The sequence below is a fragment of the Mesorhizobium sp. WSM4821 genome (assembly GCF_055901555.1).
On sequence record NZ_CM148371.1, the window covers coordinates 347,402 to 362,245 of the forward strand.

Sequence of the window (14,844 nt, forward strand, 5' to 3'; positions counted from 1 at the left end):
GTGGCCTTGCGTCGATCGCGGGGTGCCTCGCCGCGATGGACGCGCGCCTAGGCTGGTATTCGGCGCACGCCAGAAAATGCTCTTCAGAGCCAACGCAAACATCAACGACTTTCCCTAAAGGCTTACATCCTTTGAAGTCATTCTATGCAACGTGCCGCAACATCCGTAAAATCGTCTGTTTCGATGAAACGCATCCACGTGATGGATGGCTAGTGACATGGGTTCCAGGGCGTTGACCTGAACCCTCTCGTTGTGCGTCACTGCTAATCCCAGCGGAACCTTACGGCGGCAGCACGCAGCATGACCCAAGTCAGCCGGCCATGATCGCGACTGCAACGACGACATCCGAACGGAGCCGTTGACATGACTTCACTTGCACACTTCCTCAGATCATCATGGAGCCCATCGTGCGCCCCCTGCCGCTCTGCTGGAAGACCTGGGCAGAGCCGGCGATATCACGAGCGATGCAATTATCGCCGCCGATGCAAGGCCACGCTTTCGCTTAACGCGCGCCAAGCGCGGGTGGGTGCGGGGCTCGACCTGTGGCGTTTTCTTTCTTGCTCGGCGATCCAGCAATCGATGTGCAAATCCGGCGGCCGGTCAAACCAATACGATCGTAAACGGGCCGGCGCGCAGCCTGCTGACGGCCGAGCGGACCGCGCTCAATTTTCTGTGCGGTCTGAGCGACATTGCTACGGCTACGGCCGCGTTTGTCGAAGCGATATGCGGTCAGGCGCCAATCACCGCTTCGCGCTCGACGACGCGGTGCTCATCAAGGACAACCACATCGCCATTGCCGGCGACATCCGCACCGCAATCGAGCGGGCGCGTAGCGCCACAGGCCACATCGTCAAGATCGAGGTAGAGGTGGACAGGCTGGACCAGTTGGAGAGAGCCCTTACAGTGGGGGTCGACGCCTTGCTCCTCGACAACATGTCGGTCGAGGAGCTTGCGCAGGCTGTGCCTATGTCGGGCGCCGCGCGATCACCGAGGCCTCGGGGCCCGAGTAGCGCGGGCGAGCGCCCCGGCAATTGCGGCGACCGGCGTGGACCTCATATCGTGGCTGGCTTACCAGCAGCGCGCCCATTCTCGACATCGGTCTCGTGCTCGGCGCCGGCGCCATCACCCGGCACTTCAAGATGTTCATAGCTCCGGACCGTTCCGAACGATCAGGGTGCCGGATGGCCACTCGCTCATCGAGCGTCCAATCGGCACAACCACGACGAGCACGTCCTCAACGCGCGTGGGCGGCAGGTCGAGATACACATCTGCGAGAGTGGACCGCACGCGAACGCCCGACACAATCGCCGCCAGGCCGCCTCTGCAGAACCTTTCCATATGGTTCCGCATCGCGTGCCGAACGGTGCCGAAAGCGAATGGAACCCCAAGCTGCTGCATTACTGGATATAGAACGCTCATTGAATGACTGATCCCTTGTCCCTCAAGATCCGGACGCACCCCGTACAACCCCAGGTCGGCCACTAGGAGCTCGACCTCGTCAACCTTGATGAAGCGGCGTAGTATCCCGATATGAGCCGCTACGCCGTGCGCGTCGTAGCTGATTGCGCGGAGCTCCGGCCTCGCACCGGCCCAGCTACGGCCGCCTTCGAATGGCTCTGAGTTGAAGGCCCCAGTCGGTCCGTAGGTCTTTCGGAAAAACTCGGAGAGTTCGGCATGGTCGGCCTGTTGCAACTCATTTTCCCAGCACAACCTCCACCGCACGTCAGAGCACATGGAAAACCTCATCTTTTGTTGCTATTTTGTTGGGGAAGCGCCTAGCAGGGGGACGCTTGTCGAATCGAGCCGGCTCGATGTAGCTGGCGCACCGAAGAAACTAGCCGCAATGAACATGCGGCCCCGTTGTGTTCCGAGCACACCGGAAGGCGCACACCAGAATAATACTGTTCTGAACCAATGCAAAAATTCGATGACTACCTTGTGGCTTACATCTTTGAAATCTTGCTATGCGACGTTCTGCGAAATTGGCAAAATCGTTTCTTTGGATTAATGCATCCAAGCTATGGATAGGAAAAGACATGCGTTTCAAAGAACTTGATCTAAATCTCCGCCCGGCTTGATCAGGAGGCTTCGACCCGGCCAGTTGCCCGACCGACCCGCTCGTCAGTTGCCAGACCAACCGACTGCTTTGGGTGCGAACCTTCCCCCACCGTTGATAGCCGTCATTGGGCCGCACTGAACTTTTCACGCTAAATCATCGCCATGCCGCCATTCACGTGGATGGTCTGGCCGGTGACATAGGCGGCTTCGTTGGAAGCGAGGTAGGCGACGGCGGAGGCGACTTCGGCGCTGGTGCCCATGCGCCGTGTCGGAATCGCCGCCATGATCGCCTCTTTCTGCTTGTCGTTGAGCTTATCGGTCATCGCCGATTCGATGAAGCCCGGCGCGACGCAGTTGACGGTGATGTTGCGCGTGGCGATCTCCTGCGCCAGCGACTTGGAAAAGCCGATCATGCCGGCCTTGGAGGCGCAGTAATTGGTCTGGCCCGGATTGCCGGTGACGCCAACCACAGAGGTGATGTTGATGATGCGGCCATGCCGGCGCCGCATCATCGGATGGGTGAGTTCGCGGGTCAGCCGGAACACGGCGGTCAGATTGACCTCGAGCACCGTATCCCAGTCGGCGTCCGCCATGCGCACGAACAGCCCGTCCTTGGTGATGCCGGCATTGTTGACGAGAATGTCGACGCCGTCGAGATCAGCCTCTACCTTCTGGCCGAGCGCCTTGACCTCGTCGCGATTGGAAAGATTGGCCGGGAACAGCTTGACCCGGTCGCCGAGTTCAGCCGCCAGTGTTTCCAGCTTTTCGACGCGGGTGCCGTGCAGGCCGACGATTGCGCCCTGCGCATGCAGCACCCGGGCGATCGCCTCGCCGATGCCTCCCGATGCGCCTGTGACGAGCGCCTTGCGGCCGGTCAGATCGAACATTTATCGATTCCCTTTCTAAGACCGGCTTCGCACGGAAGCGGTCACTGGCGCCCTGCGCCTTCCAGACATTATCGGGTACATCTTTGGACAGGTCCTCGAGCCGAACTCGAAGGGCCTCGCTTAACCTTCCGGGTAGCGGTACCGTCCAAGTCGCTTCAACAGTTGAGAATTTTGCAAAAAACGGACCCCGGATACCAGAGATAGAGTTCCTGGAGGCATCTCGTATGGCTTCTACACCTGCTTGAACGCTAGAACTGCATTCATACCGCCCATAGCAAACGCGTTGCTCATCGCCACACGCACCTTACGCTCGCGCGGCACGTTGGGCGTGACATCGAGATCGCAAAGGGGATCTGGCTCGCGATAATTGGCGGTCGGCGGCACGACGCCCTCTTGGATCGCCATCACGCAGGCGATCATTTCAAGCGCGCTCGCTGCACCGAGGCAATGCGCGTGGGTGGACTTGGTGGAGGAGATTGACATCGAGTAAGCATGGTGGCCGAAGACGCGCTTGATCGCCGCCGTTTCGGTTTCGTCGTTGGCCTTGGTGCCGGTGCCGTGCGCGTTCAGGTAGTCCACGTCCTCGGGATTCAGCCCGGCATCGGCAAGACAGGCGCGTATCGCTGTTTCCGGGCCTTCGATAGATGGCGCGACTATGTGAAAAGCATCGCCGGAAAAACCGATGCCCGCGACCTCGGCAAGGATCGTAGCGCCGCGCGCGCTTGCGTGCTCAAAGCTCTCCAGCACGGCCATCCCCGCGCCCTCGCCCAGCACCACGCCCTTCCTGTCGCCGGAGAAGGGGCGGCAAGTGTCCGGGGCGAGTACGCGCAGTGCTTCCCAGCCCTTCATCACGAGCCAGACGAGTGGCGCGTCACTGCCTCCGGCAACCATAACGTCGGCGCGGCCGAGCTTGATCTGATCCACTGCAGAAGCGATTGCGTGGTTGGCCGACGCGCATGCTGATGCCAGGCCAAAGACCGGACCACGCAGGCCGAGGTTCATGCTGACTTGGCTGGCAGCGGCGCTCGGTAGCACCTTAGGTGCAGTGAGGATGGGAGCACGTCTGCCGTTGTTGAAGTCCAGGACACGATAGCTCCCTTCCATGGCTCCCCAGCCCCAGCCGCAGACGCCCACTGCCGTGCCGAAGCGATGAGCGTTATCTTCATAGAAGGAAAGTCCGGCTTGCCGCATCGCTTCGCGCGCTGCAAGCACCGCGAGCAGGCTGAATCGGTCCATCGAGACAGACTGGCTGCGTTCGATGTCATGGGCGGGTAGCTCCTTGATCTCGGCACCTATATGGCCCTCAAGCCCATGAAGCTCGGGAGTCACGATCGGGCCGATGGCGGAGCGCCCTTCACGCATTCCTGTCCAGATGGAGGCGGCATCAGTGCCCAGGCCGCACAGCCCGCCTAATCCGGTGATGACGACACGCCGATCCATTCAAGACGCCTTGCTTAGCAAGCCGCGGACGGCTTCCACCATATCGCCGACACTTTGGAGATTCGACCACGCCTCGGCCGAATTCATTTCGATCTTGATGCCGTAGGCCTGCTCCACATCCCAAAGGAGATCCGCCAGACCCAGCGAATCGACTCCCAGCGAGGTCAGTTCCGTGGCAGTCGTTATTTCGCCGGTGATGGGCACACTCTCTCCCTCGCCGCTCTCCGATTCGAGGCGGTTCTTGATCGTGGCAATGATTTCCGTTGTGAGTTGGTCAGCCATTCTGTTCCTTTCATAATAATGCCTTTTGACGTGGGTGCGGCGCCATGCCTCTGCCAGTCACCTCGCGAAAATCGTCCCTGACCAGGCTTGTGCCACTCACCAACAGCAATCGGAGCACGTCTGAGCTCATGGAAAAACTTCTCCTTTCGGGCTCTTTTTTCGCTGTCGTCACACGATATGGGAAGCGGGCGATCAGGGCGTGTGGGGTGCTGTCAATGCGAGATTCCGGAAAATTGATAAAATCGTTTGTTTCGATGAGATGCATCCACCCTGTGGATAGAGAGCCGCGACCGAACTGTGATGGTAGACACCAAGTCTCATACCGGAAGGGGAGCTCGGCTCCAGTATGTCATTGGCGCGCTCTCGATAAGAGGCGATCGCTTCTCCATGGCGCATAGGCCACGTCGTTCCCAGAGGAGCCGGTGGAAAACAATATGCATCTGATCTTTCGGCTACAAAGCGCGTCATCGCGGCCTCATCCGCCTTGCCGATTTCACCATTCTGACCATAGAATTTGATGCCATTGCGATCGGCTGGAATGTGCGACCGGTGACCATAAGTGCCGCCGTGCCGTGTCTGCGTGCATATAGTGCCAGGGCAGGCGTAGGTATGGCGCCGCGATCCATCGGCTGGAAACATTTGCGGCCAACGCCGCCATGCAATTGTTGACTATCGCCTGACTGCTGTCAGGTGGTCGCGGCCTATGAAGACCGAACTATTCCGGCTGAACCCGGCTCGAAATTAAACGCCAAGCGAAAGCTTCGGTATAAAGTCCGCTGGCCTTGCCGACCAATTCCGAATCCAAACCTCGAACGCCGCTTGACCCGAATTTCATGACTTCGCTTTGCTGGTGGACAGGCAGGGTGGGTAATGTTGCAGTGGGCTAGTGCTTCTATTGAAAGCGCCATCGTTCTCAGCCACCTGCTGTTCAGATATGCGGTTTCCACAACACGGTAACGGCCGATCAAATTTGCAGAATGATTCTTTTGAATCAGGGGCGTCAAATGGGCTCGAAATGACAACGGTCCTTATCTCCGGCCGATTTTTCAGGATACCCAAAACCCTGTCATTGAAGCGAACACAGTCCTCGGCGAAGGAGGGAGACGCTGCGCGCTTGGAGAAGGCAGCAACGCCGATGGCGGGGAAGCACCCGCTCATTGTGAGCTGAGCCAGGCCGGCCTCTCCGATCGTTTTGGCCAAGCCGGGAACCAGTGCCATGGCAAATGAATCGCCCCAAACCAGCAATTCGGGCCTGCCCGTCGTCTGACAGGCCCCTTCCCAGGCCGTAATTGATCCGTCGGCTCTCGGAAAAGCGGTCGGGATGATGATCGACGATGCGATCGAAATCCTCGCTCAGGGCACGGCTGTGCCCTTTATGTCCCGGCTTGGCGCCACCCGGCTTCGCCTTGTCGCGTCGCTCCTTGCGGTCGGTCGAGGGAGGATTCGACGACGTTCGCGACGTCTTCTCCGGCCGCTGCAACCGCAGCACCAAGTCTATCAGTTCGTCCTTCGACAGCTGCTGCAAATCACCGCGATCCATACCGTCATGGATTCAGGCTTCGACCCCGTTGGCAAGGGGGTGGGCAATTACTCAGCCCGAAAGGCGACCGCGCCGCCACCTCTTTGACGGGCAGCCCCAACACGTCGGCGACATATCCGAGCGCTAGCAGATCGCTCTCCATTCGATTGCATCCAAGTTGAAGCCGGACTTAGATATTCTCAAATTAAATGCCTATCCTCGTCGAACGACTGCATTCTCCAAGTTAACTGACAAGCGATATATGATTTACCAAACGTTTTCTGATTAACGATTTGTAGCACGGATATAAGCCTTCATAATTATTTATGAACTCATCGTTTCAGACATTTGAAAAGCAAGTAACCCTTTCCGATTCTGATCCTGACAATGGATTTGGCACAACAGAAGCAGGCGCGATCTCATCTGACGTGGCATGGGATGATGAGAGATGATGACACTGAAGGAGCCGGGGGGAGCTTACGGCGTCAATTTCTATCTCTGCGCCTATGTCTGATGACAGAAGTCTCCATGTTCTTGAGGCTGCTCCGAACCGACTGGACCGACGATGGCGTCGGCACCGTCGACATGATCCGGCAGACCGGCAAGTCCAAGAGCTGCATATGGCGTTGGCTGAGCGCTTCGCCGCCGAAGGCTTCAAGGGCTGTTGCGACAAGGCGCGGCCCTCCCGTATTGCGGCTCTCGGGCCCGAAGCCCTGCCGAGTGCGGTTCCGATACGTCGTGAGAGGAATCGGATGACGTGCCAGAATTGTGAAATATATTGCGTTATTATGTAATTTTAGAAGTCTCAGCAACAAATAAATTTAACATTCTTTTAACTTGAATTTTGGGGCTTGTTATTCAATTAACTAGGGCGCCCGAACCCGGCAAGATCAAGAGGGTTAGTCGAAATCCAATTTTGCTGGTGCTTTTTGAGGGATGAGACGCTACGAATTTTGCGCGAAGCTGCAAATGATTTGTAGCTTACATAATGGTTCTTTATGGAGTTGTTTGCATGCGCGTAGAAAACGATCATTGCGATGTGATCGGTGTGTCGGCCGCTCCCACGCAACTTAATAGTCTGTCTGGTGCGATTCTGCAGCAGGGGGGATGGCGCGAGTGTCGCTGCCAGCCAATGTGGTGACCTGGGCGGCAGGCCGTCACCAGACGCTCAGGCGGATGTTTTCCGACCAGCGTTTCAACAGGGACTGGCGACAGTGGCGGGCGCTGCAGGACGGCGAGATTCCCGAGGATCATCCGCTGATCGGGATGTGCAAAGTGGACAACATGGTCACTGCGCATGGCGCCGATCACCGGCGCTTGCGCGGCCTGCTGTCCAGGAGCTTCGCGCCCAGTCGTATCGCCTTGCTGGCGCCACGGATCGAACAATGCGTCGATCGACTCCTGGCCGAGATGGCGCAGCGCGGCGGCAGTGCCGATCTGATGTGCGAGTTCGCCGTTCCGCTGCCCACCAACGTGATCGCCGAACTGTTCGGTTTGCCGGACGAACAGCGCGAGGAGATCGTTTCGCTCACCTACAGCCGGGCCAACACCTCCGCCACAGCCGCAGAGGTGCGACAGACGCGGCAGCGCATCCCGGAGTTCTTCCGTCGCCTGGTCGCGCTCAAGCGGGGCCAGCTCGGCGACGATCTGGCTTCGGCCCTGATCGTCGCGCGCGACAACGGCGAGCTCGTTTCCGACAGCGAGCTCATCGACATGCTGTTCATGGTGCTCTCTGCGGGCTTCGTGACCACCACCGGCGTCATCGGCAATGGCGTGCTAGCATTGCTGACGCATCCGCAGCAACTGCACCTGGTGCGCAGCGGCCAAGTTCCGTGGTCACAGGCGATCGAGGAGATCCTGCGCTGGGGCAGCGCAGTGGCCAATCTGCCGTTCCGCTATGCCACCCAGGACGTGGAGATCGACGGATGCATGATCCGCCGCGGCGACGCCGTCCTGATGGCCTTTCATGCGGCGAACCGGGATGAAAGGGCCTTCGGTCCCGGCGCCGACAAGTTCGATGTCACCCGGCGGCACAACCCGCACCTGTCGTTCGGCGAGGGGCCGCATTCCTGCCTGGGAGCAGAGCTGGCGCGCCTGGAATTGCGCTGCGCCTTCCCCGCGCTGTTCGGGCGGCTGGAGGATCTGGCGCTGACCATCGCTGCGGAGGACGTCGTCTACATGCCGTCTTACGTCATTTGCTGCCCGCAGCGCCTGCCGGTCACCTTCCGCCCTTCCATAGCTTAGAGAGTGAAGTGCCACCATGTTCGAACAACCCCTGCCGAAGCTGCCGATGTGGCGCGTCGATCACATCGAGCCCTCGCCCGAGATGTTGGCGCTACGCGCCAACGGTCCGATCCACCGCGTGCGCTTCCCGTCCGGGCACGAAGGCTGGTGGGTGACAGGCTACGACGAGGCCAAGGCGGTGCTGTCCGACCCGGCGTTCCGGCCCACGGGAATGCCGCCGGCGGGATTCACCCCGGATTCGGTGATTCTCGGTTCGCCGGGGTGGCTGGTCTCGCACGAGGGGGGCGAGCATGCCCGGTTACGCACGATCGTGGCGCCGGCCTTCAGCAACCTCAGGGTGAAGCTGCTCGCGCAGCAGGTCGAGGCGATCGCCGCGCAGTTGTTCGAGACGCTGGCGGCCCAGCCCCAGCCCGCCGACCTGCGGCGCCACCTCTCCTTTCCGCTTCCAGCCATGGTCATCAGCGCGCTGATGGGCGTGCTCTACGAGGATCACGCCTTTTTCGCCCGGCTGTCCGACGAGGTGATGACGCATCAGCATGAAAGCGGCCCGCGCACCGCGTCGCGCCTGGCCTGGGAAGAACTGCGCGCCTACATTCGCGGCAAGATGCGGGACAAGCGCCAGGATCCGGGCGACAACCTGCTGACGGATCTGCTCGCAGCGGTCGACCAGGGCAAGGCAACCGAGGAAGAGGCGATCGGCCTGGCGGCGGGCATACTGGTGGCGGGGCACGAGAGCACTGTCGCGCAGATCGAATTTGGCCTGCTGGCCATGTTCCGCCATCCGCAACAGTGCGAACGCCTGGTCGGCGATCCGTCCCTGGTGGACAAGGCGGTGGAGGAAATCCTGCGCATGTACCCGCCGGGCGCGGGCTGGGACGGCATCATGCGCTATCCGAGGACCGACGTGACCATCGCGGGCGTGCATATTCCCGCGGAGAGCAAGGTGCTGGTCGGCCTGCCGGCGACGTCGTTCGATCCGCGCCATTTCGACGACCCGGAAATCTTCGACATCGGACGCGACGAAAACCCGCACCTGGCGTTCTCCTACGGCCCGCACAACTGTATCGGCGCGGCGCTGGCCAGGCTGGAACTCAAGGTGGTGTTCGGTTCGATCTTCCAGCGCTTTCCCGCGCTACGCCTAGCCGTGTCGCCCGAAGAACTGAAGTTGCGCAAGGAGATCATCACTGGCGGGTTCGACGAGCTCCCGGTGCTCTGGTGACGCGCGGACGCCGCCGAGATCGGGATCTTCTCCGCAATTTGCCGGCGCGCCTGGGTGCGCACCGGTCAGATCAGCCAGCCAACAGGTAACCAGGATGGACGTGCAAGGAACCAAAGCAGCATGCCGGGACGCCTTCGCCGAACTGGCGTCGTCAGCGTGCATCCACGACCCGTATCCGTTCATGCGGTGGTTGCGCGAGCACGATCCGGTGCATCGCGCGGCGTCGGGCCTCTTTCTGTTGAGCCGCCACGTCGACATTTGCTGGGCGCTCAAGGCCACGGGCGATGCGTTTCGGGGACCGGCGCCGGGCGAACTGGCGCGCTATTTCCCGCGTGCGGCGACCAGCCTGTCGCTCAGTCTGCTGGCGTCCACGCTAGCGATGAAGGACCCCCCGACGCATACGCGTCTGCGCCGGCTGATCTCGCGCGATTTCACCATGCGCCAGATCGACGACCTGCGGCCGAGCATCGCGCGCATCGTCGCAGCGCGCCTGGACGGCATGGCGCCCGCGCTGGAGCGCGGGGAGGCGGTGGACCTGCATCGGGAATTCGCGCTGGCCTTGCCCATGCTGGTGTTCGCCGAACTGTTCGGCATGCCCCAGGACGACGTGTTCGGGCTCGCCGCCGGCATCGGCACCATTCTGGAAGGCCTGAGTCCGCACGCCAGCGATCCCCAACTCGCCGCCTCGGACGAGGCCAGCGCCAAGGTGCAGGCCTACTTCGGCGACCTCATACAGCGCAGGCGCACCGATCCCCGCCACGACATCGTGTCGATGCTGGTCGGCGCACACGATGACGATACCGACACGCTGTCGGATGCGGAGTTGATCAGCATGCTGTGGGGCATGCTGCTGGGCGGCTTCGCCACCACTGCTGCGAGCATCGACCATGCGGTCCTGGCGATGCTGGCGTATCCCGAACAGCGACACTGGCTGCAGGGGGACGCCGTGGGGGTGAAGGGATTCGTGGAAGAAGTCCTGCGCTGCGATGCGCCCGCCATGTTCAGCTCCATTCCGCGTATCGCCCAGCGCGACATTGAACTGGGCGGCGTGGTGATTCCGAAGAACGCGGACGTGCGCGTGCTGATCGCGGCCGGCAATCGCGACCCGGAGGCCTTCGCCGATCCCGACCGCTTCGACCCCGCGCGGTTCTACTGCACCAGTCCTGGCATGTCGAGCGACGGGAAGATCATGCTGAGCTTCGGCCACGGCATCCACTTCTGCCTCGGTGCGCAACTGGCCCGGGTGCAGTTGGCCGAGAGCCTGCCGCGGATCCACGCGCGCTTCCCAACGCTGGCATTGGCCGAGCAGCCGACCCGGGAGCCCTCCGCGTTCCTTAGGACGTTCCGCGCGCTGCCGGTACGGCTGCATGCGCAGGGGGGCTGAGATGCGCGTCGTGGTCGACCAGGATCTGTGCGGAACCACCGGGCAGTGCGTGCTGACGCTGCCGGGCACCTTTCGCCAGCGCGAACCGGACGGCGTGGCCGAAGTGTGTGTGGCGACGGTCCCGCAGGCGCTGCACGCCGCCGTGCGGCTCGCGGCCAGCCAGTGCCCGGTCGCCGCCATTCGGGTCATCGAAAGCGACTCTGGCGATGGCGAGCGCGCCAGCGCCAACCCTGCGCCTTCTCCGGCGGAGGCCTATCGGCATGCCGCAAAAGACCAACGCGATCCAGGAGGACCCGATGGGACGGTTTGAAGGCAAGGTGGCCGTGGTGACCGGCGCCGGCGCCGGCATCGGCAAGGCATGCGCCCTCGCCCTCGCGCGCGAGGGCGGCAGAGTCGTGGTGGCCGACATTGATGGCTCGGCGGCCATCGCCTGCACCGCGCAGATCGCGGCCGAAGCCGGCCACGCGCTGGCCCTGGCCATGGACATTGCCGATGCGCAGGCGGTGGCAGCGCTGTTCGAGACGGCGGAGCGGCACTTCGGTGGGGTCGACCTGCTGGTGAACAACGCGTGCGCCATGCATCTGACCACGCGCGACCACGCGATCCTCGACCTGGACCTGGCGGTCTGGGATCAGATCATGGCGACCAATCTGCGCGGCACGCTGCTCTGCTGCCGGCAGGCCATCCCACGGATGATCGCCCGCGGCGGTGGCGCCATCGTCAACATGTCGTCGTGCCAGGGGCTCAGCGGTGACACCGCGCAGACGTCCTACGCCGCGTCGAAGGCGGCGATGAACATGCTGTCGGCCTCGCTCGCCACCCAGTACGGTCACGCGCAGATCCGCTGCAACGCGGTTGCGCCGGGTCTCATCATGACCGAGCGTCTCCTCGCCAAGCTGGACGAGTGCATGCAACGGCATCTGCGCCGGCACCAGCTCCTGCCGCGCGTCGGCCGCCCCGCGGATGTGGCCGCGCTGGTGGCTTTCCTGCTCTCCGACGATGCTGCCTTCATCACTGGACAGGTCCTGTGCATTGACGGCGGCATGCTGGCGCATGTGCCGACATACGCCGACGGTGGCAACAGCCGCGCCGCGCGGCCTGCCGGCGACATCGCCGAAGCGGCTGCGGCGCCGCGCTGCTGATGGACATGCTGCTCAACCCGCTGGACCGTCGGCACCGGCTGCGGTACGACATCCCGGTCGTGCCCGGCGCTTTCCCCCTCGTCGGCCATCTTCCCGCCATCGTCTGCGACCTGCCGCGCCTGCTGCGGCGCGCGGAACGGACGCTGGGCAGCCACTTCTGGCTGGATTTCGGCCCTGCCGGCCACCTGATGACCTGCACGGATCTGGATGCGTTCGCACTGCTCCGGCACAAGGACGTGTCCTCGGCGCTGATGGAAGAGATCGCGCCCGAATTGCTTCGCGGAACGTTGGTCGCCCAGGACGGCGGCGCGCACCGGCAGGCGCGCGATGCGATCAAGGCGGCGTTCCTGCCCAAGGGGCTGACCCATGCCGGCATCGGCGACCTGTTCGCGCCCATCATCCTGGCGCGGGTGCAGGCGTGGCGCGACCGCGGCGACATAACCATCCTGCGCGAAACCGGCGATCTGACGCTCAAGCTCATCTTCAGCCTCATGGGAATCCCCGCGAACGACCTGCCGGGATGGCATCGCAAGTACCGGCAACTGCTGCAGTTGATCGTCGCGCCCCCGATCGACCTGCCCGGACTGCCCTTGCGGCGCGGCCGCGCCGCCCGCGACTGGATCGACGCGCAGTTGCGCCAGTTCGTCCGGGACGCGCGCGCGCATGCCGCGCGAACCGGGTTGATCAAGGACATGGTGAGCGCCTTCGATCGCAGCGATGATGCGCTCTCCGATGACGTCCTGGTCGCCAATATCCGCTTGCTGCTGCTTGGCGGTCACGACACCACCGCCTCGACGATGGCCTGGATGGTGATCGAGCTGGCGCGGCAGCCTGTGCTGTGGGACGCCCTGGTCGAGGAGGCGCAACGCGTGGGCGCGGTGCCGACCCGGCACGCGGACCTGGCGCAGTGTCCGGTCGCCGAGGCGCTGTTCCGCGAAACGCTACGCGTGCATCCGGCGACCACGGTCCTGCCGCGTCGCGCGCTGCAGGAATTGCAGCTCGGCCAACGGCGCATTCCCGCGGGCACCCATCTGGGCATCCCGCTGCTGCATTTCTCGACCTCGGCGCTGCTGCACGAGGCGCCTGATCAGTTCCGCCTGGCGCGGTGGCTGCAACGCACGGAGCCGATCCGGCCGGTGGACATGCTGCAGTTCGGTACCGGCCCACACGTCTGCATCGGCTACCACCTGGTATGGCTGGAACTGGTGCAGTTCTCCGTCGCCTTGGCGCTGACCATGCACAAGGCCGGGGTGCGGCCGCGGTTGCTGAGCGACGTCGAAAAGGGCCGGCGTTATTACCCGACCGCACATCCGTCCATGACAATCCGCCTCGGATTCTCATGATCTGGAATCGCACGCCCCGTGTGGCGAGGCAGCGGCGCCGGCGACGCCCGGCATTGCTGCCTCGGCGCACGCGCTCGGTGCGACACCGGCAACACCGCGGCGGCTCGGCGCTCGCCGTGGCCGCGTCAGGTACAAGGACATGAACAACATGCAGACCGGTTCCACGCTACACGACGACCGAACTGGCGTTTCCTCGCTCGGCGGATTGGGCGCGCAGGCGCGCGGCGCGTCCGGCAGGCTGCTGCCGGAGATCTGGATGCAGGACGGTGCAAAGCGGGTCGAACAGGCGCTGGCGCGTCTTCTCTGCGCCGAAGACGACGGTGAGACCGAGCTGATGACGGCGATGCGCTATGCCACCTTGCATGGCGGGAAGCGCACCCGCGCCCTGCTCTGTCTGGCTGCCGGCGCACTGGCCGACACGCCGGCGCACATGCTCGACGACGTCGGCGCCGCCATCGAGATGATGCACGCCTGTACCCTGGTCCACGACGACCTGCCCGCGATGGACGACGACGTGCTTCGCCGCGGCCTTCCGACCGTGCACGTCAAGTTCGGCGAAGCCACTGCGATCCTGGTCGGCGATGCGTTGCAGGCGCACGCCTTCCTGACCCTGGCGAGCCTGGATGCGCCGGGCCACAACCGTATCGCGCTCGTGCGCGAACTGGCGCAGGCGGTGTCCGCCGAGGGTGCCGCAGGCGGGCAGGCCATGGATCTGTCGCTGGTCGGAAAGCACGTCGAGCTGGACAGGATCGTGGCGATGCACCGGATGAAGAGCGGAGCGCTAGTGCGCGCGTCCGTTCGCATGGGCGCGCTATGCGCCATCGCGGAGGATGCCGCGCACGCTGCGCTGTACTGTGCGCTCGATCGCTACAGCGCCTGTTTCGGCCTGGCGTTGCAGGTGGTCGACGACATTCTCGACGCGACAGCGGATACCGCGATGCTGGGCAAGACCCCCGGCAAGGACGCGGCGGCGCAGAAGCCGACCTGCGCGTCGATCATGGGGCTGCAGGCAGCGCGCCAGTTCGCGCTGGATCTGTTGCGCGACGCCGGGGAGGCCATCGCCCCGATGGGGCCGCGTGCGGAACGGTTGGCGCAGATGTTGCAGCGGGCCAACGCGTATCTGTTCAAGCACGCGCCTTGCGCATGAGCGTCCGCATGGAGTCGCCCCTGTGCCGCTGCGATCGGCCGGCGGCAGCGGTGCATGCTGCACTGTGTCCGAGTCCGCGGTGCCGATCGCAGCGGTTGCCCAGCACGGCCGCGGCGCACGCGTCGGACCGGCGCCAGCATCGGGGCGCGTCGCCGCGCCGGAGCAGGGCGACCGTCCGG

13 protein-coding genes and 1 pseudogene are annotated in these 14,844 nt (G+C 63.2%); 8 read left to right on the forward strand and 6 right to left on the reverse strand.

Translation table 11 applies throughout. The features are described from left to right. The first annotated feature begins 723 nt into the window (after positions 1-723). Complete coding sequence (locus tag AC0NID_RS01565; protein ID WP_473458488.1) at positions 724-1,149, forward strand: nicotinate-nucleotide diphosphorylase; 426 nt, start codon at positions 724-726, stop codon at positions 1,147-1,149. Here the strand turns inward: AC0NID_RS01565 and AC0NID_RS01570 are convergent. From AC0NID_RS01570 to AC0NID_RS01595, 6 genes and pseudogenes are all read right to left on the reverse strand, one after another. Beyond that, entirely contained in the window at positions 1,144-1,734 is a 591-nt protein-coding gene (locus AC0NID_RS01570) for a NodA family N-acyltransferase (RefSeq protein ID WP_473458558.1), read from the reverse strand. The genes AC0NID_RS01565 and AC0NID_RS01570 overlap by 6 nt on opposite strands. 473 nt (positions 1,735-2,207) lie before the next feature. Continuing rightward, the gene (fabG, locus tag AC0NID_RS01575; RefSeq protein ID WP_473458490.1) at positions 2,208-2,945 is read right to left on the reverse strand and encodes a 3-oxoacyl-[acyl-carrier-protein] reductase; all 738 of its coding nucleotides are present in this window, start codon (positions 2,943-2,945) and stop codon (positions 2,208-2,210) included. A gap of 231 nt (positions 2,946-3,176) precedes the next feature. Continuing rightward, positions 3,177-4,385, reverse strand: coding sequence for a beta-ketoacyl-[acyl-carrier-protein] synthase family protein (locus tag AC0NID_RS01580; protein WP_473458492.1), 1,209 nt, complete (start codon positions 4,383-4,385; stop codon positions 3,177-3,179). Continuing rightward, positions 4,386-4,667 carry an acyl carrier protein gene (locus AC0NID_RS01585; RefSeq protein WP_473458494.1) on the reverse strand — a complete coding sequence of 94 codons (282 nt, stop codon included), beginning with the start codon at positions 4,665-4,667 and terminating at the stop codon, positions 4,386-4,388. 831 nt (positions 4,668-5,498) lie between these two features. Beyond that, the gene (locus AC0NID_RS01590) at positions 5,499-5,885 is read right to left on the reverse strand and encodes an SGNH hydrolase domain-containing protein (protein ID WP_473458496.1); all 387 of its coding nucleotides are present in this window, start codon (positions 5,883-5,885) and stop codon (positions 5,499-5,501) included. Positions 5,886-5,973: 88 nt separating this feature from the next. Continuing rightward, positions 5,974-6,207, reverse strand: a pseudogene (locus AC0NID_RS01595) (IS66 family transposase); the annotation flags it as partial. A 1,155-nt stretch (positions 6,208-7,362) separates the two neighbouring features. Here AC0NID_RS01595 and AC0NID_RS01600 point away from each other — a divergent pair. The 7 genes from AC0NID_RS01600 to AC0NID_RS01630 all read left to right on the forward strand — a co-directional run bounded on the left by AC0NID_RS01600 (position 7,363) and on the right by AC0NID_RS01630 (position 14,665). After that, positions 7,363-8,430, forward strand: coding sequence for a cytochrome P450 family protein (locus tag AC0NID_RS01600; RefSeq protein WP_474033412.1), 1,068 nt, complete (start codon positions 7,363-7,365; stop codon positions 8,428-8,430). Positions 8,431-8,446: 16 nt separating this feature from the next. Next, positions 8,447-9,649 (forward strand): cytochrome P450, encoded by a 1,203-nt coding sequence (locus tag AC0NID_RS01605; protein WP_473458500.1) that lies wholly within the window; start codon positions 8,447-8,449, stop codon positions 9,647-9,649. A gap of 94 nt (positions 9,650-9,743) precedes the next feature. Next, positions 9,744-11,033, forward strand: coding sequence for a cytochrome P450 (locus AC0NID_RS01610; RefSeq protein ID WP_473458502.1), 1,290 nt, complete (start codon positions 9,744-9,746; stop codon positions 11,031-11,033). A 1-nt stretch (position 11,034) separates the two neighbouring features. After that, the gene (locus AC0NID_RS01615) at positions 11,035-11,343 is read left to right on the forward strand and encodes a ferredoxin (protein ID WP_473458560.1); all 309 of its coding nucleotides are present in this window, start codon (positions 11,035-11,037) and stop codon (positions 11,341-11,343) included. Continuing rightward, positions 11,330-12,175 carry an SDR family oxidoreductase gene (locus AC0NID_RS01620; protein ID WP_473458562.1) on the forward strand — a complete coding sequence of 282 codons (846 nt, stop codon included), beginning with the start codon at positions 11,330-11,332 and terminating at the stop codon, positions 12,173-12,175. Before AC0NID_RS01615 ends, AC0NID_RS01620 begins: the two co-directional genes overlap by 14 nt. Beyond that, positions 12,175-13,518 carry a cytochrome P450 gene (locus tag AC0NID_RS01625; RefSeq protein WP_473458504.1) on the forward strand — a complete coding sequence of 448 codons (1,344 nt, stop codon included), beginning with the start codon at positions 12,175-12,177 and terminating at the stop codon, positions 13,516-13,518. Before AC0NID_RS01620 ends, AC0NID_RS01625 begins: the two co-directional genes overlap by 1 nt. Positions 13,519-13,666: 148 nt before the next feature. Continuing rightward, positions 13,667-14,665, forward strand: a complete 999-nt coding sequence (locus AC0NID_RS01630; protein ID WP_473458564.1) for a polyprenyl synthetase family protein — start codon at positions 13,667-13,669, stop codon at positions 14,663-14,665. Positions 14,666-14,844: the final 179 nt, after the last annotated feature.